This is a genomic window from Leucobacter sp. PH1c, from assembly GCF_000633415.1.
Taxonomy (GTDB): Bacteria; Actinomycetota; Actinomycetes; order Actinomycetales; family Microbacteriaceae; genus Leucobacter.
Genome location: NZ_AYMV01000004.1, coordinates 1 through 22,005, shown reverse-complemented (window position 1 = coordinate 22,005; position 22,005 = coordinate 1). Strand labels below are relative to the sequence as shown.

Below are 22,005 nucleotides of genomic sequence, written 5' to 3'. Positions count from 1 at the left end.
TCGTGGCCGCTACCGAGTCGCGCTCGTCGGGCTCGCGATTGCGCCGCCACCGGGGTTCGACGCGGGACGCAGTCGTTCGCCGTGGCGGTGCCCGGACCACACACCGTCCACCAGGCCGAGGTGTCCGCGCTGCATCACCCAGCGGATACCGGTCGGCGGGAGCTCCGGCTCGGTGTAGCTTCCCGGGTGAGCGATCTCCGCGGGGTCGAAGCAGACGAGGTCCGCGATGCAGCCCACCTCGATCGTGCCGCGCTCAGGCACCCCGAAGATCTCCGCGGGGAGCGACGTCATACGCCGGATCGCCTCCGGCAGCGACAGCACCCCGAGTTCGCGCACGAAGCGGCCGAGCACGCGAGGGAACGTGCCGTACAGGCGCGGGTGCTGGCGCCCGGCCCGGCCTGGCGGGAGCCCATCGGAACCGATCGCGGTGAACGGTGAGCGGAGAGCCGCCACCAGATCGTCCTCGGACATGTCGAAGACGACCATGCGCACGTCGAGCGCCTCCTCGCGCAGCACGGTGAGGAGCGCTTCGACCGCGTCCACGTCGAGCTCCGCAGCGATCTCCACCAGTGTGAGGCCCTCGAAGCGGTGGCTCCGGCTGTCGGCGATCATGATGCCGTCCGCCCCCGCGCCATCGAGCACGTTCTCCCAGGTGCCATCGTCTCCCGCCAGGATCTGCGCGCGCATCCGCGCGCGATCCTCCGGGTCCGCCAAGCGCCGAAGCGTGGCCTCCGTGCCCCCGTCGTGCGCCCACGGCGGCAGGCAGATCCCGAGCGAGGTCGACGCGGCCGCATAGGGGTAGACGTCCTGCGTCACCGCGACCCCGGCTGCGCGCGCCGCGTCGAGCCGCTCCAGCGCCCGCGCGACCCCGCCCCAGTTCTGCCGGCCCGCTGCCTTCAGGTGCGACACCTGCACGCGGCAGCCGCTCGCCCGGCCCACGGCGAGCGCTTCGTCGATGCTCTCCAGGAGTCGGCCGCTCTCATCGCGCATGTGTGTGGCGTACACGCGGTCGGCGGGAAGCTGCCGCGCAAGATGCGCCAGTTCGCCCGTGTCGCTGTAGCAGCCCGGGGCATAGATCAGCCCGCTCGAGAACCCGAACGCTCCGGCCTCGAGCGCCTCTCGGAGCAGCCGCCCCATCTCGTCGAGCTCGGCGGGGGTCGCCGCACGCGCCTCCGCGCCCACCGCCGCGATGCGGAGTGTGCCATGTCCCACGAGCGGGCACACATTCACCACGGTGCCGCGCCGGTCGATCTCCGCGAACCACTCGGCGGAACTGCGCCACCCCGAGTACGGGAACGAAAACAGCCGCTCGCTATCGGCGAGAAACGCCTCCTCACGGGAGGGGGCGACCGGAGCGAGCGAGTACCCGCAGTTCCCGGTGACCTCCGTCGTGACGCCCTGCGCGAGCTTCGTGAGGTCGTCGTCCGCCAGCACCGGTGCGTTGTCCGCGTGGGAGTGCACATCGATGAAGCCCGGCGCCACCACGAGGCCTGTCGCATCCACCTCCCGCGCGCCCGCGGGAACCGCCAGCTCGCCGGCCGCGGCGATCGCGGCGATCCGGCCGTCACAGATCCAGAGATCCGCGGGGTACTCCGGTGCGCCGGTCCCGTCGATCACGCGCGCCCCGCGGATGAGGACGGCTGCGGGGGAGACGCCCCCACCGGACACCCCCTCCGTGATCGTGGGTGCGGGGGCGGAGGGGACGTCGGAGTGCGGCATGGTTCCCATGATCCCAAGACGACGCCCCCGCCGAGTTGTCGGAAAGTGCAATCTCCCGTACGCTCGCTTGTCGTTCGGGATAGACCCGGCGGGCGGGAAGGGGCGCAGGATGGCGGATCAGCGGGGAAACGCGGAGCCGGGGGCACAGCGCCTCACCGCCCGGCAGCTCGTTGCGAGCGTCGGCCCGGCGCTCCTGCGGATCGTCCACGCGGGCGGCTTCGCCGACGCGCCGCTGAGCGAGGTGGTGCTGCACGCGCCCGGGGCGTCCGAGCCGGTCGACGCGGAATCGATCGTGCTGGGCCTCGGGGTCCACACTGCGGAGGAGCTGTCGGCGCTGCTCCAGAGCCTCGACGCCGGCGGCGCCGGAGTCCTGCTCGTCAAGGGGCCGCGACCGGCCGGCGTCGACTTCGGTCGAACCACAGTCGTGGAGGTCGCGGCGGAGGCGTCGTGGATGCACGTCGCGACGACCGTCCGCGAGCAACTGCTCGACTACGCCCGCGCCAGCATTCGCACCGACGGCGTGCAGTCGGAGCTCTTCGCCATCGCCAACGCCATCTACGCCGAGTTCGCCGCTCCCGTGACGATCGAGGACCGCTTCTCCGCCCTCGTCGCCTGGTCTGCGGGGCAGGAGCGCAGCGACGCCGAACGCATCGACACGATCCTCGGCCGCGCGGTCGATCAGGAGACGCTTCTGGGGCAGCGGCAGCGCGGCGAGTTCGAGCGCCTGCACGCCGCAGAGGAGCCAATCTATATGCCCGCGCTCATCCCCGACCATCTCGCCCGCGTCGCGGTCGCGGTGCGCGCGGGTACGGAGGTGCTCGGCTACATCTGGGCAGCGACCTCGGCCCCGTTCACGCCCGAGCAGACGGCCCGCTTCGCGGAGTTCGCGCCGAGCGTCGCGCTCCGCCTCGCGGCGCTCCGCACCGAGAGTAACTACGCCAGGAAGCAGCGAGGAGATCTCACCGCCGCGGTCCTGAGCGGCTCCGCGGGGCACGCCGAAGCGAGCCGCCTTCGCCTGGGGGCGGGCCCCTACTGCGTGATCGCCGCGGCCCCGCGGCTTCCCGAGGCGAGCGAGCGCACGGCTGCGAGCGACGCCGCGACCGTGGCCGATCTGCAGCGCTTCGCCGAGACGCTCGACTACTACCTCACGGCGGTGCACCCGAGCTCCTCGTTCGTCGTGGGCACGGGGGCCGTGTACGCGATCGTCGGGTGGTCGGCGAGCACGGGCGACCCCGTCGCGGAGACGGCGCGCCTCGCCCAGGGATTCCTCTCCCGCACCCCGCTCACGAAGCACTTCATCGTCGCCGTGAGCGGCCCGGCGGAGACCCTCGGAGAGCTCGCCCAGCTGCGCGCGCAGGCCGATGTCTCGCTGCGCGCGCTACGTCACCCGGCCGACCGCGGCCCGGCCGTGCGTACGGTCGACGAGGCCGCGCTCGCCGTGATGCTCCTGCACCTCTCCGACGCGGTCGACGAGCTCGGGCTGCCCCTGCTGAGCGGCCCACTCGCCCGGCTCCGCGCCCACGAGGGCGAGGACGGCCTCCTCACGGCCTCGCTCACCGCGTATCTCGACGCGGCCGGGTCGGTCGATGCCGCCGCGCAGGCGCTGCACGTGCACCCCAACACGCTGCGCTACCGGCTCCGGCGCATCCGCGAGATCTCCGGACTCGAGCTCTCCGATGCGGACAGCCTGCTGCTCGCGCATCTCCAGTTGCGCGTCAGCGCCCTGCGCGCCCACGCCGGCGGGGCGAGGGGGCGCGCAGAGCGCTGACGGGACCGGGTGCTTAGCGCACCGCGCCCATGCGGGCGAGGCTCCACCGGCTCACGGCGATCATGCCGAGCCCGATCGCGATCGCGATCCCGCCCGAGATGAGGAAGTACGGGACCTCGTTCGCGGGCGAGTAGTAGTTCGCGAGGACGCCCGAGAGCGCGGATCCGAGCGCCGGCCCGAAGAAGTACAGCGCCATCATCTGCGCGCGGAAGGCGGCGGGTGCGAGCTTCGTGCTCACGGAGAGCCCGATCGGGGAGACGAGCAGCTCGGCCACGGCGAAGAGCAGGAGGACCCCGCACACCGCGAGCGCGGGGCTCGTGCGTCCCGCGCTGCCGGACATCGTGAGGAAGAGCAGGTAGCCGAAGCCGGTGAGGATCACGCCGATGCCGAGCTTCACGGGCGTCGAGGGCGCGCGGTCGCCGAGCTTCGTCCACACGACGCTCGCGACGGCGAGGAGGGGCATCGCCCAGATGGTCTGCGCGAGGAAGAGGAAGGAGGACGGAGCGGTCCAGCCGAAGATGTTCCAGTCGACGCGCTCATCGGAATAGACGGCGAGCGCCGTGAACAGCTGCTGGAAGAGCGCCCAGAACGCGGTGATCGCGATGAACATGGGAATGAAGGCCCGCACGCCCCGGCGCTCCTCAGCGGTGACCTTCGGGCTGCGCAGCATGACGGTGAAGTACGCGATGGTGGCTGCCGCAACGACGAGGCTCGCCGCGGGGGCGAGGTTCGTGATCGTGAGTACCCCGGTGGCGATGAGCAGCACGAGGACGGCGAGGCCGATCGCGCCGACGATCCAGGCGCGGCGGCGCTCCTCGGGGGCGAGCGGGTTGCTCGGCAGCTTCCCGGCCGTGCCGAGGTTCCGCCGGAACACCACGTACTGGATGAGGCCGATCAGCATGCCCACGGCGGCGGCGCCGAACGCGATGTGGAATCCGGCGACGTCGTTGAGCACGCCCGTGAGGAGCGGGCCGAAGAACGAGCCGATCGTGATACCGAGGTAGAACAGCGAGAAGCCACCGTCGGTCCGGGTGTCGCCCTTCGCGTAGAGCGTGCCGAGCAACGAGGAGGCGTTCGCCTTGAGCGCGCCCGCGCCGAGCGCGACGAGAACGAGCCCGACCCCGACACCCAGGAGCCCGGGGATCAGCGCGAGGGCGATGTGGCCGGCCATGACGACGAAGCCGCCGAAGAAGACCATCCGCTCCATGCCGAAGGCGCGATCGGCGAGCCAGCTCCCCAGCACGGTCGAGAGGTAGACGAGCCCGCCGTAGGCCCCGACGAGCCCGGTGGCGACCCCCTGGGGGAGTCCGAGCCCCCCGTCCGCAACCGAGTAGTAGAGGTAGTAGGCGAGGATCGTGACCATGCCGTAGAAGGAGAAGCGCTCCCAGAGTTCCACCCCCAGCAGATTGGCGAGGCCGATGGGGTGGCCGAGGAACGTGCGCTCGCGGGTGCGGGGCGTCTCCTGCTGCGTTTCAGTCGTCGATGACATGCGTGATCTTCCTGTTCCGAGTCGGCGCGGGTCTGCGTGTCGCCCGTGACGTGGTCGTCGACCGCTGCGCCGTGAATACGCGAGGCGGGCCCGGCCCTGAACGGACGGGCGCCCCGTGCGCTCCCAGTATTCTGGGGGCGTCCCCGGGCGGGCTTGTGCAAACGGTCAAATGAACCGCGAATCGCCGCGCGGTTTCCCCAAAGCGGGGCGATACCCGCGGCGTCTCCCGCGCGGGCGCGCGGCCCCTCCGGGAGATGTGGCATAATTGATCCTTGTGCCACGGTGCGGCACTGCCGCGAGGGTCCGCACACACCGTGAGCCCACTTCCTACTTTTCGAAATTACATCCGCGTACCGACTTGCGGCGGGCGCAGAGAGAGAACATCATGCAGAAGCTCGACCACGTCGACGCCTCGTCGCTCAAGAGCGACATCCCCGCCTTCCGTGCCGGCGACACCGTCAAGGTGCACGTCAACATCGTCGAGGGCAACCGCTCGCGTGTCCAGGTGTTCCAGGGCGTCGTGATCTCGCGTCACGGCGAGGGCGTGCGCGAGACCTTCACGGTCCGCAAGATCAGCTTCCAGGTGGGCGTGGAGCGTAAGTTCCCCGTGCACTCGCCCGCGATCGACAAGATCGAGGTCGTCACCCGCGGCGACGTGCGCCGCGCGAAGCTGTACTACCTCCGCGGCCTCACCGGCAAGAAGGCCAAGATCAAGGAGAAGCGCGACGCGTAAGTTCCGCGCCCATCCCCGGGCGCGTCTCGCGACACGCCCGTGACGCTTTCAGGCTCCCTCCCGCTCGGGTATGGGAGCCTGAAGTGTCTGTCCTGAGATTGTGCTCGCGCGGCCCCGCGCGGGCGTACCGAGCCACCGAGCACACCGAGCAAGGAGCACCGATGAGCAACGCTGAGAGCACCGCGGAGGGCGGCGGCCGACGGGGCGGGTTCCTCGGCTTCATCCGCGATCTGCTCGTCATCCTGATCGTCGCCTTCCTGGTCTCCTTCCTGCTGAAGACGTTCCTGGTGCGCAGCTTCTACATCCCGTCGCAGTCGATGGAGCAGACGCTGCAGGTGAACGACCGGATCCTCGTGAACCAGCTCGTACCGAACGTGATGGACGTGCAGCGCGGCGACATCGTCGTCTTCAAGGATCCGGGCGGGTGGCTCTACCCGCGCTCGGAGAACCCGCCGACGGGGGTCGAGAAGGTGCTCCAGACGCTCGGCCTCGCGGCGGATACGAGCAACGAGTACGTCGTCAAGCGCGTGATCGGCGTGGGCGGCGACCGTGTGCAGTGCTGCGACGCGCAGGGGCGCGTCATGGTGAACGGTGTACCGCTCGACGAGACGTACATCGTCATCCCCCCGGGGGAGACCCGGGCCTCGAAGATCGACTTCGACGTCACCGTCCCCGAGAACTCCGTCTGGGTGATGGGCGACAACCGCTACCAGAGCAAGGACTCGCGCTACAACCAGGATCAGCCGGGTAAGGGCTTCGTGCCGGAGTCCGAGATCGTCGGCCGCGCATTCGTGCTGAACTGGCCGCTCGACCGCTTCACCTGGCTCGGCGTGCCCGAGGGCACCTTCACCGGGGTCGATCGGGCCAAGGGTGACTGAGCCCGACGCGAAGCCGTCGAAGGACCCGACCCTCGAGGTCGAAGCGGCGTACTTCGCCGCGGGTGCCCCGCTCGTGATCGGTCTTGACGAGGTGGGCCGCGGGGCGATCGCCGGTCCCGTCGCGGTCGGCGCCCATGCCGTGCTGCGCGGCACCGCCGAGTTCCCCGCCGGGCTCCGCGACTCGAAGCTGCTGAGCGAGAAGCGCCGCGACGCGATCGCTCCGCTCGTCGCCGAGTGGGGATCGGGCGCTGTCGGCTTCGCGAGTGCCGAGGAGATCGACGAGCACGGGATCACCGCGATGCTCGGCGCGGCAGCGCGGCGAGCGCTGCTCACCCTCCACGAGGCGGGCGTCCCCGTGAACGATGCCGTGATCATCCTCGACGGCTCGCACGACTGGCTCAGCCCGGTGCTGCGGCAGCCGCTCGACGTGCGCACCCGCGTGGGAGCGGATCGGGCGTGTGCGAGCGTGGCAGCGGCCTCCGTGCGCGCCAAGGTGGAGCGCGACGCGATCATGCGCGCCGCGCACGAAGCGCACCCCGAGTACGCCTGGGAATCGAACAAGGGCTACGGCTCGGCCGCGCACTACGCGGGGATCTCGACGGCCGGGCTCACCGAGATGCACCGCACCACCTGGATCAAGACCCCCGCCTGAGCGCTCCGGTAAGCTGGGGGAATGCAGACGCGTGAGCTCAGCCCCGACGCCCCGATCGGGGTCTTCGACTCCGGCGTCGGCGGCCTGACGGTGGCGCGCGCGATCCGGGATCAGCTCCCCGGGGAGTCGATGATCTACGTCGGCGACACCGCGCGCACGCCGTACGGGCCGCGCCCGATCGCGGAAGTGCGCCGCTTCGCGCTCGAGATCCTCGACGACCTCGTCGCGCAGGGCGTGAAGATGCTCGTGATCGCGTGCAACACGGCCTCCGCCGCGGTGCTTCGCGACGCGCGAGAGCGCTACGACGTCCCCGTGATCGAGGTCATCGCGCCCACGGTGCGCAGCGCAGCGGCGATCACGCGGAACGGCAGGGTCGGGCTCATCGGAACGCAGGGCACGATCCAGTCGCGGGCCTACGACGACCTCTTCGCCATGCGTCCGGACATCACCCTGAGCTCCGCCGCGGCGCCCCGCTTCGTCGAGCTCGTCGAGGCGGGGGAGACGAGTGGCGAGCGCGTGCACGCCGTGGCGCAGGAGTACCTCGCGCCCCTCGTCGCGGAGGGGATCGATACCCTCGTGCTCGGCTGCACCCACTACCCGTTCCTCCGCGGGGCCCTCCGCCAGGTCGTCGGCCCCGATGTCGCGCTCGTGTCGAGTGATCTCGAGACGGCGAGCGAGGTCTTCCACACGCTCACGGAGCGCGGCCTGCTTCGCCCGCATGACGCGGGCGAAGCGACCGTCCGCTACGAGGCGACCGGCCCCGACACGGACGCGTTCGTCGCGCTGGCCCGGCGCATGCTCGGCAACAGCATCGAGCGCGTGGAGCGCGTGCAGACGGGCGCAATCCAGCTGCTCGGCTAGCCGCCGAAGCCGCGCGCGGGACGGAGCGACCAGCGCCGCGATGCGGCTGCCGCAGACCCGCCCCAGTTCCGCCCCCATCGCCTCCCGAATCCGATCCTCCTCCACCGTCCTTCCGCACCACCCCGAGAAAGGTTCCCGCACATGAGCGAGTCCTCCCGCGTAGACGGCCGCACCCCGGCCGAGATGCGCCCCGTCACGATCGAACGCGGCTGGAGCGCGCAGGCCGAGGGCAGCGCGCTCATCTCCTTCGGGAACACGAAGGTGCTCTGCACCGCCTCGTTCACGCCCGGCGTGCCGCGCTGGCTCGTCGGCAAGGGCACCGGCTGGGTCACGGCCGAGTACTCGATGCTGCCCCGCTCGACCAACGAGCGCATGCAGCGCGAGTCCGTGAAGGGGAAGATCGGCGGCCGCACGCACGAGATCTCCCGGCTGATCGGTCGCAGCCTCCGCGCGATCATCGATACGAAGGCGCTTGGTGAGAACACCATCGTGATCGACTGCGACGTGCTCCAGGCCGACGGTGGCACGCGCACCGCCTCGATCACGGGAGCCTACGTTGCCCTCGCCGACGCGGTCGAGTGGGCGCGCGCGAAGGGGCACATCCCGAAGAACGCGAAGCCGCTCACGGACAGTGTCGCGGCGGTCTCCGTCGGGATCGTCGGCGAGACCGCCATGAGCGACCTCGCGTACGTGGAGGACTCGCGCGCGGAGACCGATATGAACGTCGTCGTGACCGGCTCGGGCGACTTCGTCGAGGTGCAGGGCACGGCCGAGGGTGTCCCGTTCACCCGCGACGAGCTCAACGCGCTGCTCGACCTCGCGCTCGCGAGCGCCGGCGAGCTCGCCGAGCTGCAGCGCGCGGCGCTCGCCGAGGAGCGCGGCGCATGACCCGCCAGCTCGTCCTCGCCTCCCACAACGCGCACAAACTCGTCGAACTGCAGCGCATCCTCGGACCGCTGATCCCGGGCGTCGAGCTGATCGGCTACGACGGGCCCGAACCCGTCGAATCGGGCACGAGCTTCGAGGAGAACGCGCTCCTCAAGGCGCGCGCCGCGGCGCTCCACACGGGTCTCCCCGCGATCGCTGACGACTCCGGGATCGCGGTCGACGTGCTCGGCGGCTGCCCCGGGGTCTTCTCGGCGCGCTGGGGCGGGCCCGCGCGCAGCGACACGGCGAACGTCGAGCTGCTGCTCTGGCAGCTGAGCGACCTGGGCGATGAGCACCGCGCCGCGGGCTTCGTCTGCGCGGCGGCGCTCGTCGTGCCCGGCGCCGACGGTGCCCCGGCGGAGGAGATCTGCGAGCTCGGCGTCTGGAAGGGCTCCGTGCTCCGCGCGCCGGTCGGGGAGGACGGCTTCGGTTACGACCCCGTATTCCAGCCCGAGGGCAGCTGCCGTTCCGCCGCGGAGATGACGGCGGCCGAGAAGGATCAGCACTCCCACCGCACGCGCGCTTTCACCGCCCTGGCCGAGGAGATCCGTACCCGCCTCTAAGCACCCCACAGACGCTGGCTTGTGTGGCCCCATGGCCCGAGCCCGAGTGCCCCGCACCCGCGACGCTGGCACCCAACACACGCACGACATCATTTCGACACCAGAGATGGAGATCTCACGATGACGGAAGAGCAGACGGGCGGCTTGGTTCGCCCGCAGGTATCGGAGGCGGACGCCGCCACGATCGCGCGCGAGTGCTACGGGATCGAGGCGATCGCGAGCGAGCTCGGGAGCAACCAGGACCGCAACTTCGTACTCACGGAGCCCGACGGCTCGCGCAGCGTGCTGCGCGTCGACAACCCCGTGTTCACCGACCCCGAGCGAGACGCGCAGCACGCCGCGCTCGACGCGTACCGCGCAGCGGGCGTGCCGGTCGCCTCCGTGCTGCCCGGCCTCGACGGGGCGGAAACGCAGCGCTTCAGCGGCTTCGCCGTGCGGCGCAGCGAGTTCGCTCCCGGCGCTCCGATGGTCGACCTTGGCTACTTCGCGCCGCGCGTGCTCGAGGAGTTCGGTGCGCTGGCTGCGGCCTCCGTGCGCGCGCTCGCCGAGCTCACGCACCCCGGCCTGGACCGCGACCACATGTGGGTCATGGCGGTCGCGCACGAGCAGACGATCGCGCTCGCCCCGGCGATCGCCGATGCGGAGATCCGGGAGCGCGTGGTGCGCGCAGCGGACGCGGCCCAGGCCGCGCTCGACGCGGTCGCCGATGCGCTGCCCACGCAGGCGATCCACGGCGACCTCACCGACGACAACGTCACGGGTCTGCCGGGAGACGACGCGCGCGTGCACCCGCACACGGTGCTCGACCTCGGCGACCTCGCCTACGGCTGGCGGGTGTCCGAGCTCGCGGTCACGGCGTCCTCGATGCTGCACCACGAGCCCGAGCGCCCGCTCCGGCTGCTCGACCTGATCGCGGCGTTCCACCGCGACGCCCCGCTCACCGCGGCCGAGGCGCGGGCCGTGTGGCCGCTGATCGTGCTGCGCGCCGCAGTGCTCGTGGCGAGCGGGTGGCGCCAGCTCGAGATCGACGGCGGCAACGAGTACGCCCGCGAGCGCATCGCGGGGGAGCAGGCCATCTTCGACGCCGCGACCGCGGTGCCGCTCGCCGAGGCCACCGAGCAGGTGCTCGCGCGGCTCGGCTTCCACGGGGTCGCGGCGGGCGCAGGGCTCCAGCTGATCGCCGCCCCCGGCACGGGGCGCGAGCGAGCGACGGGGGCGCCGCTCCGCGCGCTGCTGCCCGGCCTCACCGGAGCGGTCGAGATGCTCGATCCGGGCGTCGAGTCGGAGGCGCTCGCATCGGGCGCCTGGCTTGCTGCGGACGCCGAGCAGACGCTCGTCGACGCGGCCCTCGCCCCCGGCGCCGGCCGCCCGGCCGGAGCGGCGGGCTCCGCGGACGCCGTGACCGCAGCAGTGCTGCCGTACGGCGTCTACCGGCTCACCCGCACGATCGTCGACACGAGCGATGCCGCCCCCAGCTGGCCGCTCGGCTCCGAACTGTGGATCGCCGCGGGCGACGCACAGCCCGTCGCAGCGCCCGCGCCCGGCGTGCTCCGCACCGTGAGCGAGCGGGGCCTCGTGCTCGAGGTCGCCGGGGGCTGGCTGCTCTCGATCGACGGCGTCGCCCCGATCGGCAGCCTCGTGCCCGGCGCCGCGGTCGCCGCGGGTGATCCTCTCGCCGAGCTCGCTGCGGGCTCCTCCGCACGGCCGATCGCCGTCTCGCTCTTGCGGGCGGACGCCGCGACGGGCGCCGAGCCCCCGATCCTCGCGGTCGCGACGCCAGCGCCGGGACGCGCGCAGCTCGTCGCCCCCGAGCGCGTGGCCGCGTGGCGGCGCTTCACGCACGACCCCGCCGGGCTGCTTGGCCTTCCGGAACTCGCGCAGCGCGACGAGGCCGGCGACGAACTGGCGCGCCGCGAGCAGATTTTCGCGAGCGCGCAGGAGCGCTACTACGAGCGCCCCATGCAGATCGAGCGCGGCTGGCGGCACCACCTGATCGACACGACGGGCCGCGCGTACATCGACATGGTGAACAACGTCACGGGGCTCGGCCACGGCCACCCCGGCGTGGCCGACGCGGTGAACCGGCAGATCCGGGTGCTCAACACGAACTCCCGGTTCCTGTTCCGCGAGCTCGCTGAGTACAGCGAGCGCCTGCTCGCCCAGCTGCCCGCGGACTCCGAGCTCGACACCGTGCTGCTCGTGAACAGCGGATCGGAGGCGGTCGACCTGGCCCTGCGTCTCGCGCAGGCCGCGACGGGCCGCCGCACGGTCGTCGCGTTGCGGGAGGCCTACCACGGCTGGACGATGGCCTCGGACGCCGTCACGACGAGCGCCTACGATAACCCCTTCGCTCTCGAGAACCGGCCCGACTGGGTGCACGTCTCCGATGTGCCGAATCGCTTCCGGGGGACCTACCGCGGCGCCGCGGACGACGCGACCGTGGGTGCGCGCTACGCAGCAGACCTGGGCGCCGACCTCGACGGCCTCGCGGCAGAGGGGCGCGACGTCGCCGGTTTCATCTGCGAGTCGGTGCTCGGCAACGCCGGGGGCGTGATGCTCCCCGAGGGCTACCTCCGCGACACCTACGCGCGCGTCCGCGCCGCGGGTGGGCTCTGCATTGCCGACGAGGTGCAGGTCGGCTTCGGCCGTATGGGCTCCTCGTTCTGGGGCTTCGAGCAGTCCGGTGTGCGACCCGACATCATCGCGATCGCCAAGCCGATGGGGAACGGTTTCCCGATCGGCGGCGTGATCACCTCGAAGCGGATCGCCGACGCGCTCGCCTCGCAGGGGCAGTTCTTCTCCTCGGCGGGCGGCAACCCGCTGAGCTGCCGCGTGGGCATCGCCGTGCTCGATGCGATGGCCGAAGAGGGGCTGCAGGAGAACGCTCGCGTCGTCGGGGCTCGTCTCGCGGCGGGCTTCCGCGCGCTCGCCGAGCGGCACGCGCTCATCGGGCCGGTGCACGGCGAGGGGCTCTACCTCGGCGTCGAGCTCGTGCGCGACCGTGAGACGATGGAGCCCGCCGCCGCCGAGGCCGCGGCGATCTGCGAGCGGCTCCGCGAGCTCGGCGTGATCGTGCTGACCACCTCCGAGCGCTCGAACGTGCTCAAGGTGAAGCCGCCGCTGTGCCTCACGGCTGAGAGCGCCGATGTCGTCGTCGCCGCGCTCGATCGGGTGCTCACCGAGGGCTGGTAGGCCAGAGCCCTGTCCGCCCGCACCTCGTGCGCGCGGGCAGGGCCGCGAGCCACCGCTCCGCCTCCCGCGGGTGCGCGAGGCGGACGATGCGCAGCTCGGCACGGGGCTCGAGCAGCGTCGACGATCACAGGCCGAGGATGGCGCGCGCGATCAGGAAGTAGATGATCAGGCCCGAGGCGTCGACGAAGGTCGAGATGAACGGGTTCGAGAAGACCGCGGGATCGACCTTCACCGCGCGCGCGATGAGCGGCATGCAGCCGCCGACCGCCGCCGCGAGCGTGCACACGCAGAGCAGCGTGAGCCCGATGACGAGACCGATCTGCACCGAGTAGGCAATCGTCGCGATCCCGAAGCCGATCGATCCGAGCAGGAGGCCGAGCAGGCCGCCCGTGCGCAGCTCCCGCGTGAGCACGCGCATGAAATCGCGCGCACCGACGTCGCCGAGCGCGAGCGCGCGCGTCACGGTCGTCGCGGCCTGGTTGCCCGTGTTGCCGCCCGTGCCGATGAGCAGGGGGACGAAGAGCGCGAGCACCGTGACCTGCTCGATCGTCGCCTCGAACACCGAGAGCACCTGCACCGTGAGCGTCGCACCGATCGCGAGGACGAGCAGCCAGACCACGCGCGAGCGCACGAGCGTGCTCACCGGCGTTGAGAGATAGGGGCGCCGCAGGGGCTCCGTGCCGCCCTGACGCGCCGCGTCCTCGCTCTCCTCGTGCTCGAGGATGCGGATCGCGTCGTCGATCGTCAGCATGCCGACGAGCCGGTTCTCCCGGTCGACGACGGGCATGGCGAGGAGCGCGAGGTCGGCGCAGCGTCGGGCCGCGACCTCCTCGTCCGAGGCGGCTTCCGCGGTGTGCACCGGCCGCATGAGCTCGCTCACGGGCATCTCGCCCGGAGCGCTCAGCAGCTCGCGCAGGCTGACGACGCCGACGACGTGCCGGGAGTCGTCGAGCACGGGGATCGTGTACACCGTCTCGGCGTCCTGGAGGCGCTCGCGCACCCGCTGCATCGTCTCGTCGACGGTGAAGGAGGCGCGGGTCGAGACGTACTCGAGCGACATGCGCCGGCCGATGCTGCCCTGCGGGTAGCCGAGCAGCGCGGAGGTGAGCACGCGCTCGTGCTCCGGAAGCCCGCGGAGGAGGCGCGTGGCGAGGGCCGCGGGCACCTCGTCGAGCAGCCACAGCCGATCGTCATGATCCAGATCGACGAAGAGCTGCGCGACCTCCGCGTCCTGGAGCCCGTGGAGCAGATCGCTCTGCAGCGGCGGGTCGAGCAGCTCGAAGACCTCGGCCGCGCTGTCCTTCGGGAGCAGGCGATAGATCACCGCGCGCTGCTTCCGGCTGAGGCGCTCGAAGAGAGGGACCAGCTCGGTCGCGCCGACGGGTGCGAGGACCCGGGTGAGCGCGGTGAGATCCCGCGCCGCGAACAGCTGCTCGATGGTGGTGGCCAGATCATCCGTGGTCTGGAACTGGGGTGAGGTCATAACGTCGCTCCTTGCCGGTGCGCGCCGCGGAGCTGCGGCGTCGAAAACGGTTCGGGTGCACCGGTGGGGCACCCGAGGGGTGCCGGACGACGGACGGGACGCTACCTCCGCGAACGAGAAGAGGGACCGGTCACCGCGTCCGGCTGCTGACTGCAACTGTCACTGGGCACAGGATCACCTCGCTTCGGTCGGGGACGGATCGGAGTGGCTCGCGCCGACACGCTCGGTGCGCGCTGCGTGCGGGCCAACGTCCAGACTACCCCCTCCGCGGCGGAGACCACGCGAACGCGGCCGAGTGCACCCGCGGTTCAGCTCGCCCACGGGGAATCGTCAGGAGCTCGCGCGCGCCGCTTGCTAGCATCGGTGGCTTCGCGGGCCGCGGGCCCCGGAGGGAAGCGAGGGGCAATGGCACGACGGATCGGACGGCGACGCGTCGGGATCCTGATCGCCGCACTCTCCGCGGTGCTGACCGCGGCGTTCCTCGCGCCCGGCCGCTTCCCGGACGCGTTCGGCTTCGCGCTGCCGTTCGAGGCCGTGCTGCCCTGGCTCGGCATCGCCGCGGGGCTGCTCCTGATCGCGGCCCTGGCCCGGCGTGCCTGGCTCGGGATCCTCGTGAGCCTCATCGCGGTGGCCGCCTGGGCGTTCGTCTTCGTGCCGCGCGTGCTGCCGCTCGACCCCGTCGCCGCGGTCGGCAACGTGCCGACCGTCTCGGTGCTGAGCCAGAACGTGCGGCTGGGGGCGGGGGACACCGCCGCCGCCCGCACGGCGGGCGCGGAACTCGGCGGCAGCGGCGCCGACCTCGTCGCCGTGCAGGAGATCGCGCCCGAGCAGCGCGCGACGTTCGCGGCAGAGCTCGCCGCGAGCCACCCGTATGACGCCACGGCGAGCACCGTCGGCCTGTGGAGCCGGTTCCCGATCCGCTCGTCCGAGCCCCTCGACCTCGGCCTCGGCTGGGATCGTGCCCTGCGGGCGGAGGTCGAGACGCCGGGCGGCGACACGACCGTCTACGTCGTCCACGCAGCATCGGCGCGCCTCGACGGGCACGGGCAGCGCGACGAGATGCTCGCCGAGCTCGCGGAGGTGATCCGCGCCGACGGGAGCCCGCGGATCATCGCGCTGGGTGATTTCAACGCGAGCACCGACGACCGGTCCTTCACCCCGCTCTCGGCGCTCCTCACCGAGCCGCGGCAGAGCTCGGGCGGCTTCGGCTTCTCGTGGCCGAGCAGCTTCCCCGTCGTGCGGCTCGACCACATCCTCGTGCGCGGCTTCGACGCCAGGGAGATGGCCACGGAGCCGCGCGGAGACAGCGATCATCTCGCCATCTCCGCGCGGCTGCGCCCCACGGGCGAGTCGGGCTAGCGCGCAGCCCGGGGGTCGGGCTAGCGCGGCCCGGGTGACTCGGGCTAGCGCGCGGCGTGGGCGTCGGCCGCGGCTCCCGTGAGCTCGGCGGGCCACCAGGTCGGATCGGTCCAGAGCCCGAGCTCGGCCTCGGCCGCGGCGCCGATCCGGAACACCGTCTGGTCGTCGAAGCTGCGCCCGACGATCTGGACGCCCGTCGGCACCCCGTTCGCCGCGCGGCCCGAGGGCAGCGCGAGCACGGGCACGCGCCCCACGACGTTGAAGGGCAGCGTCATGAGCTCGGAGAAGACCGCGGCACTGTCGGTGCACGCCGCGTCCGCGGGCATCCCCGTGTTCGCGATCGTGGGGCACAGCAGGGCGTCGTACCGCTCGAGCAGCTCACCGAGCGGGCGTGCGAAAGCGCTCTCGGCGATGAGGCCGTCGACGGCGCCCATCGCGCCGTCGGCAGCCGCGACGAAAGCCCGCGTGTAGGGCATGAGCTGCGCGAGGCGCTCGGGATCCCCGCTGCCGACGCTCTCGATGAACGGGCCCATCACCGAACCGAAGTGGGCCCACGCGATGCGAAGCACCTCCTCGGGGGTCCAAGGCAGATCCACCTCCTCGACCACCGCGCCCGCGGCGCGGAGCGCGTCCGCGAACGCCCGCGTGTTCGCCACGACCTCGGGATCCGGGGCATAGCCGCCGAGCGTGTAGCTGAGCGCGATCCGCACACCGGCGAGGCTTCCCGCCTCGGCAGAGACCCGCAGCTGCGGCCGGAGCGAGGCGGGGTCGCCCGCCCACGGGCCCGAGATCACGTTCTGGAGGAGCGCGACGTCGGCGACGCTCCGGCCCATCGGCCCGTCGGCGCAGTAGGTGTCGCTGTTGAACGGCGGGAGCCCGGGCACGCGCGCGAACGGCGGCTTGAAGCCGACGACGCCGCAGTACGACGACGGGATCCGGATCGAACCGCCGATGTCGGATCCCGTCGCGAGGATCGTCGAGCCCGCCGCGAGCACCGCACCCGCGCCGCCCGAGGAGCCGCCCGGTGTCATCTCGGTGTTGTGCGGGTTGCGGGTGGTGCCCCAGAGCGCGCTGTGCGTCACGGGGGCGCAGCAGAACTCGGGCGTCGTCGTGCGCCCGTGCACCGCGGCGCCCGCGTCGAAGATGCGCTCCACGATGGGGTGCGTCACGTCTGCGATCGTGCCGCGCTCGAGCAGCGATCCCTCCTCGGCGCGCAGGCCCGCGATCGGCTGCTCCTCCTTGAGCATGAGCGGCACACCGTCGAGCGGGCGAGCCTCCCCGCGCAGGTAGCGCGCTTCCGCCTCGCGGGCGGCGGCGTAGGCGGAGTCGAGGAGTTCCTCGGCCACGGCGCCGACGCGGGGCTCGGTCGCGGCGGTGCGCGCGACGACGGCGTCGAGCAGTTCGACGGGGGAGAGCTCGCCCGCCGTGAAGCGACGGATCGACTCGGTGGCGGTGAGATAGTGCAGGTCCACGGTGCTCCTTTGCTGGATCGCGTCCTCGCGATCCCGATGGTTGCGGTGTTCGGTGTTCGGTGTTCGGTGTTCGGTGTGCGGCGCGGTGTGTGGCGCGCTGGGTGTGGCGCGCTGGGTGCCGGGTGCCGGGTGCCGCGTGCCGCATGTCGGATTCGGCGGATCGCAGTCGCCCCTCCGCGTGGTTTGTGAACGGGTGTCGGCGGTCCGTACGTTGTACGGTACAGCGTACGAGAGGGTACTCTAGCAGGCATGACAGAGCGCAGCGCCCCCAGCCTTGGCGAACGATCCGCCCGCGGTGGCGGGGAACGATCCGCCCGCGGTGGCGCCCGGCGCACGGGCTTGACGCGCGCCGCGATCGCCCGGGCCGCGATCGAGCTCGTGGAGCGCGACGGTGTCGAGGAACTCACGATGCGACGGCTCGCCGGCGAGCTCGGCGCCGGGACGATGACCCTCTACACGCACGTGCGCGGACGGGACGATCTGCTCTCCGCAATCGTGGAGCAGCTCATCGTGTCGCTCGACATGCCGGGCGTCGTGGCCCGGGCGGCGGGGGACTGGCGTGCGCTGATCGAGGCCGTGCTCGGCGCCTACTGCGAGCTCGCGGACCGCTTCCCGCGTTCGTTCGAGCTGCTCGCGCTCGCGCCCTACGCGGACGGGCCGGTCGCCCCGCACCTGGCGTCGGCGGAGCGCGCGTTCATTGCGGCCGGGCTCGCGCCCACGGAGGCGCGCTGGGTGCTCGGCACGGCCGACGCGTTCGCGACCGGCTTCCTGGTGGTGCGCGTGCGCACGGCGATCCGCGCGGAGGGCGGTGCGGCGGCTGCGGCCGAGTCGCACGGCGACGCCGCCTTCTCGCGTGGCGTGCGCGCGGTGGTGCTCGGCGTGGAGGCGCTTCTCGCGGAGGAGGGGGCGGGGGCGCGCTGAGTGCGGGTCGCGCTGGTGGTGCGCCCGACGGTGCTCCCGCAACTTGGTGTGAGTTTGCCCCGGTAACGGCCGGCCCATCTGTACCAAACTCGACTTTTGTTCGAGATTGCTCCGCCGCGCCGCCTCCGGTGCGGCCTGAACGCCCCGCCGCGTGCGCTGCAGAGTATCGCCGGCCCCCTCGGGCCGGATCGGGAAGTTCGGGCCGAGTTTGATCCGGTATAGCCCTGCCATTCCGGACCAAACTCGCACTTTGTTTGAGTTTGATCCAGAGTCCACCCCAGACGACCGCTTTCGACCCAGTTTCGGCCGCCCGGCGCGGCGAGGATCAGGCCTCTGTGGCTCGGTTGGCCGAGTTCGGCCCAGTTTGATCCGGTATAGCCACGCCATTCTGGATCAAACCCGCACTTAGTTCGAGATTGCCCGCCAAGCCACCCAGTTCCCCACCCCACCCCGCTAGACCCCGCATCCCACCACTCGATAGGATCGCCCGGAATGCGTTTGCTGAGCGAACGCATTGAGTTCGTGGTGTATCGAATCGCAGAAGTGCGTGCAGGAACAGGAGAACCAATGGGGAAGTTCTGGGGGAAGCGGGCTCTGGCGGCGGGGGCCGCACTCGCGCTCGTCGGGGGACTCGCAGGAGTTGCGACGCCCGCACTGGCGACCGCGAGCGAAGCGACAGCGAGCGAAGCCACAGGGAGCGGCGCGCCGGGAGGGAGTACGGGCGCCACCGCAGGAGCCGCACCGCGATCCGGCGCGGAGCTTCGCGCGGACGCCATCGCGCTCGCCGATCCCGAGCTCGCGGCGTGCGTCAACAAGAAGCTCGGCTCGGGCCGTGCACCCGACGCGCCGATCTCCCGCGCCGAGATCGAGAGCGTCACCGTGCTGAGCTGCTCGAGCGACTTCGCCGTGACGAGTCTCGACGGCTTCGAAGCCGCCGTCGAGATGCGCACGCTCACGTTCCTGGGCGGCAAGCACGACCTCTCCGGCCCCGGCGCGCTGAATGCCCTCATCCTGCTCCCGAAGCTCTCCAGCCTCACCCTCACCGATGCGGGGCTCACGGACGACTCGCTCGGCACGATCAGCGGAGCGGGTAGCCTCTCGCGCCTCACCATCGCGGGGAACCCGGCGCTCACCTCGCTCGGCTCCCTCGCCACGCTGACCAAGCTGACGAACCTCGACGCGTCCCGGAACCCGGGCCTCACCGACTTCGGCGCGCTCGCGCAGTTGACGGCGCTCCGCGACCTGAACCTCGGCCAGAGCACGCAGCTCGCAGACCTGGAGCCGCTGCGCGGGCTCACCAAGCTGAGCTCCATCAACGCTCAGATGACCGGGGTCTCGAGTCTTGCTCCGCTCGCGGGGCTCACCGAGCTCACCTCGCTCACGGTGTCGTTCACCGACGTCGACAGCCTGGAGCCGCTCGCCGCGCTCGACAAGCTCGCCCACCTCACGGTGTCGCGCGCGAAGATCACGAGCCTGGCCGGCATCGAGGGGGCCGACGGGCTCAAGACGCTCGACATCGATCACAACCCCGGCCTCGGCGACGACATCGGTGCGATCGCGGGGAAGCAGCAGCTCTACCGGATCCACATGGATGCGATCGGCGCGACCACGCTTGAGCCGCTGCGGGATCTTCCGGCGCTGCGCAGCCTGCAGGCGCAGGGCAATCAGATCTCCTCGCTCGTCGGACTGCCGGAGGCGCCCGCGAACCGCGCCGACGGCACCCTTGCCGTCACGGCCCAGCAGATCCGCCTCGGCGAGGTCCACGTGCCCCGCGGGGCGAAGAAGTTCCGCGCCGACATCACGGGGGAGCTCTCGCTCCGCGACGGCTCCACGTTCCCGAGCTTCGGCGGGAATCAGGCCCCGGCGCTCTCCCCGGGGCTGCCCTTCGTTGACATCACGATATACTCCGCGATCCCGACCGCCGAGTACACCTTCTCGCAGACGAACGCGCTCGACAACGACCGCTTCACGGGCACCGTGTTCCACCCGATCGTGTGGAGCACGATCACGAGCGCCGACAGCGCGACGATTCCGTACGGGGAGCCCTGGGAACAGCAGACGACCGTGACGCCGGGCTTCCCGGCCAGCAGCCACGAGCTCGCGCCGCTCGCGGGGAGCGACGCCCCCGACTGGCTGAGCATTGACCGTGCGACCGGCCTCCTGAGCGGCACGCCCGTCAGTTACGGGAGCTGGACGTTCGAGCTCCGCGTCGCCGACGCCCTCGGCAATGAGATGCGGCAGCGCATGGACCTGAGCGTGCCCCAGCCGGACCCCTCGATCGTCGAACTTGGTGAGGACCAGACCGGGCTCGCAGGGGACACGCTCACGTTCACCGTGACCCGCGCCCCCGCGACGCCGGGCAGCTACTCGGGCGCCGCCGACGTGACCGTCGCGACCCAGGACGGCCCCGCCGGGAGCGAGGATCCTGCACTCGCGGGCACGCACTATGAAGCGCACGAGGAGACGCTTTCGTGGGCGGCGGGGGACATGAGCCCGCGCACCGTGACCGTGCAGACGCTGCCGACCGCCGCGGGGGATCCGGACCGGCACTTCACGCTCGAGCTCCGCGACCCGCAGCCGCAGAACGACGTGCAGATCGGCGCGGGCGTCTCCGCCGACGCGACGATCCAGGCGCCCGTGCCCGTGGAGAACGCGTTCGAACTCACCGGGCCGCAGCGGGCGCTCGCCGGATCCGAGCTCACCTTCGAGGTCTCCCGCAGCCAGGCGGCGGTGAATCCCTGGACGGGCGAGGCGAGCGTCACCGCGAGCACGCGCGACGCGAGCGCCGTCGCCGGCGAGCACTACGTGGCCCGCACCGAGACGCTCACCTGGGCGGCCGACGACTTCGCCCCGAAGCCGTTCGCCGTGGAGACCCTCGAGACGGATGCGGGCGGCCCCGAGCGCACGCTCTCCGTGGAGCTCAGCGATCCGAGCCGGTTCACGGCGATCGGCGAGGTCGGCGCCGTCACGGGCGAGATCGTCGCCCCGGATCCCGAGCTCACAGTGTTCGCGCTCGACGGCGACCAGCACGGGGTCGCGGGAGACACGATCGAGTTCCAGGTCGCCCGGATCAACGCGGCGGAGCTGCCCTGGCTCGGCGCGACGAGCGTCGACGTCCGCACGGTCGACGAGAGCGCGGAGGCGGGCGAGCACTACGAGGAGGTGCCGCTCACCACGCTCACCTGGGCAGCCGGCGACACCGCGCCCCAGACGGTGCGCGTGCCCACCTCGGCGGTTCCCGCTGGGGATCCGGATCGCAGCTTCCGCGTCGAGCTCAGCTCGCCGGGGGCGCACGGCGAGTTCGGCCATCCTGCGGTCGCCACCGGAACGATCACGGCCGAGACGCCCGAGCCGACCTTGCTCGCGGTGCACGATGCGGCTGCGGTCCGCGCCGGCGGCGATGCCGTCTTCGAGGTGACCCGGAGCGACGCGGCCGAGCGCGCATGGACTGGCCCGGTGACCGTGCGCGTCACCACGGTCGACGGCACGGCGCGAGCGGGCATGCACTTCACCGCGGTCGACATCGAGCTCCGCTGGGAAGCGGGCGACGATGCGCCGCAGCAGGTGCGCGTGCCGACCACGGCGGGCTTCGCGGGAGACGCGGCGCGCGGATTCACGGTCGCGCTCAGCGAGCCGAGCGAGCACGCCGAGGCGGGCGGCTCTGCGGGCATTGCGGCGGGCGCCATCAGCTACGCCAAGCTGCCCCCGGTCGATCCGGGCGACGGCGGAACCGACGGCAGCACCGACGGCGGAACCGACGGCAGCACCGACGGCAGTACGGACGGCGGGACCGGGAAGCCGAAGCCCGGGGCTCCGGGCACGGGCGGGCTCGCGGAGACGGGCGGGCCGGATCTTGCCCTGCCCCTGACGCTCGGCGCTGCGGCGCTCCTCGCGGCCGGAGCGCTCCTCATCACTCGACGACGCGGCTCGGCCGAGGAGTAATCCCGAGGCAGCGGACGCGGAGAGCGCACGACGGAGGCGCCGGGCT

Annotated in this window: 15 protein-coding genes; 11 read left to right on the top strand and 4 right to left on the bottom strand. The window is 72.0% G+C overall.

Annotated elements, in window-relative coordinates; all coding sequences use genetic code 11:
• Nucleotides 1-9 precede the first annotated feature (9 nt).
• A complete protein-coding gene (locus U874_RS0101125) occupies nt 10-1,719 on the bottom strand; it encodes an amidohydrolase family protein (protein WP_025132712.1) in 1,710 nt (569 codons plus the stop codon).
• Between the two features lie 109 nt (nt 1,720-1,828).
• Between U874_RS0101125 and U874_RS0101120 the strand changes: the two genes are divergently transcribed.
• Nucleotides 1,829-3,487 (top strand): CdaR family transcriptional regulator, encoded by a 1,659-nt coding sequence (locus tag U874_RS0101120; RefSeq protein WP_025132711.1) that lies wholly within the window; start codon nt 1,829-1,831, stop codon nt 3,485-3,487.
• 13 nt (nt 3,488-3,500) lie between these two features.
• On the opposite strand, the gene U874_RS0101115 is transcribed toward U874_RS0101120, so the two are convergent.
• Nucleotides 3,501-4,976 carry a peptide MFS transporter gene (locus tag U874_RS0101115; RefSeq protein ID WP_025132710.1) on the bottom strand — a complete coding sequence of 492 codons (1,476 nt, stop codon included), beginning with the start codon at nt 4,974-4,976 and terminating at the stop codon, nt 3,501-3,503.
• A gap of 385 nt (nt 4,977-5,361) precedes the next feature.
• Between U874_RS0101115 and rplS the strand changes: the two genes are divergently transcribed.
• The 7 genes from rplS (at nt 5,362) to U874_RS0101080 (ending at nt 12,782) form a co-directional block, all read left to right on the top strand.
• Nucleotides 5,362-5,709, top strand: a complete 348-nt coding sequence (rplS, locus tag U874_RS0101110; protein ID WP_025132709.1) for a 50S ribosomal protein L19 — start codon at nt 5,362-5,364, stop codon at nt 5,707-5,709.
• A gap of 161 nt (nt 5,710-5,870) precedes the next feature.
• Nucleotides 5,871-6,587: a signal peptidase I gene (gene lepB, locus U874_RS0101105; protein WP_025132708.1), complete on the top strand. Its 717-nt coding sequence runs from the start codon at nt 5,871-5,873 to the stop codon at nt 6,585-6,587.
• A complete protein-coding gene (locus U874_RS0101100; RefSeq protein ID WP_025132707.1) occupies nt 6,580-7,239 on the top strand; it encodes a ribonuclease HII in 660 nt (219 codons plus the stop codon). The genes lepB and U874_RS0101100 overlap by 8 nt, the downstream gene beginning before the upstream one ends.
• A 21-nt stretch (nt 7,240-7,260) precedes the next feature.
• The gene (murI, locus tag U874_RS0101095; protein ID WP_025132706.1) at nt 7,261-8,100 is read left to right on the top strand and encodes a glutamate racemase; all 840 of its coding nucleotides are present in this window, start codon (nt 7,261-7,263) and stop codon (nt 8,098-8,100) included.
• A 141-nt stretch (nt 8,101-8,241) separates the two neighbouring features.
• On the top strand, nt 8,242-8,988 hold the full coding sequence (rph, locus tag U874_RS0101090; protein WP_025132705.1) for a ribonuclease PH: 747 nt from the start codon (nt 8,242-8,244) through the stop codon (nt 8,986-8,988).
• A complete protein-coding gene (locus tag U874_RS0101085) occupies nt 8,985-9,590 on the top strand; it encodes a non-canonical purine NTP pyrophosphatase (RefSeq protein WP_025132704.1) in 606 nt (201 codons plus the stop codon). The genes rph and U874_RS0101085 overlap by 4 nt, the downstream gene beginning before the upstream one ends.
• A 120-nt stretch (nt 9,591-9,710) precedes the next feature.
• Nucleotides 9,711-12,782: an aminotransferase gene (locus tag U874_RS0101080; RefSeq protein WP_025132703.1), complete on the top strand. Its 3,072-nt coding sequence runs from the start codon at nt 9,711-9,713 to the stop codon at nt 12,780-12,782.
• A gap of 124 nt (nt 12,783-12,906) precedes the next feature.
• Here the strand turns inward: U874_RS0101080 and mgtE are convergent, their stop codons facing one another.
• Nucleotides 12,907-14,265, bottom strand: coding sequence for a magnesium transporter (gene mgtE, locus U874_RS0101075; protein WP_025132702.1), 1,359 nt, complete (start codon nt 14,263-14,265; stop codon nt 12,907-12,909).
• Nucleotides 14,266-14,670: 405 nt separating this feature from the next.
• Here mgtE and U874_RS0101070 point away from each other — a divergent pair, with 405 nt between their 5' ends.
• Complete coding sequence (locus tag U874_RS0101070; protein WP_025132701.1) at nt 14,671-15,624, top strand: endonuclease/exonuclease/phosphatase family protein; 954 nt, start codon at nt 14,671-14,673, stop codon at nt 15,622-15,624.
• A 44-nt stretch (nt 15,625-15,668) separates the two neighbouring features.
• On the opposite strand, the gene U874_RS0101065 is transcribed toward U874_RS0101070, so the two are convergent.
• On the bottom strand, nt 15,669-17,096 hold the full coding sequence (locus U874_RS0101065) for an amidase (RefSeq protein ID WP_025132700.1): 1,428 nt from the start codon (nt 17,094-17,096) through the stop codon (nt 15,669-15,671).
• A gap of 249 nt (nt 17,097-17,345) precedes the next feature.
• On the opposite strand from U874_RS0101065, the gene U874_RS14570 reads away from it, so the two are divergent.
• A complete protein-coding gene (locus U874_RS14570; RefSeq protein ID WP_025132699.1) occupies nt 17,346-18,017 on the top strand; it encodes a TetR/AcrR family transcriptional regulator in 672 nt (223 codons plus the stop codon).
• 567 nt (nt 18,018-18,584) lie between these two features.
• A complete protein-coding gene (locus U874_RS0101055; protein ID WP_025132698.1) occupies nt 18,585-21,959 on the top strand; it encodes a Calx-beta domain-containing protein in 3,375 nt (1,124 codons plus the stop codon).
• The last annotated feature ends 46 nt before the right edge of the window (nt 21,960-22,005 follow it).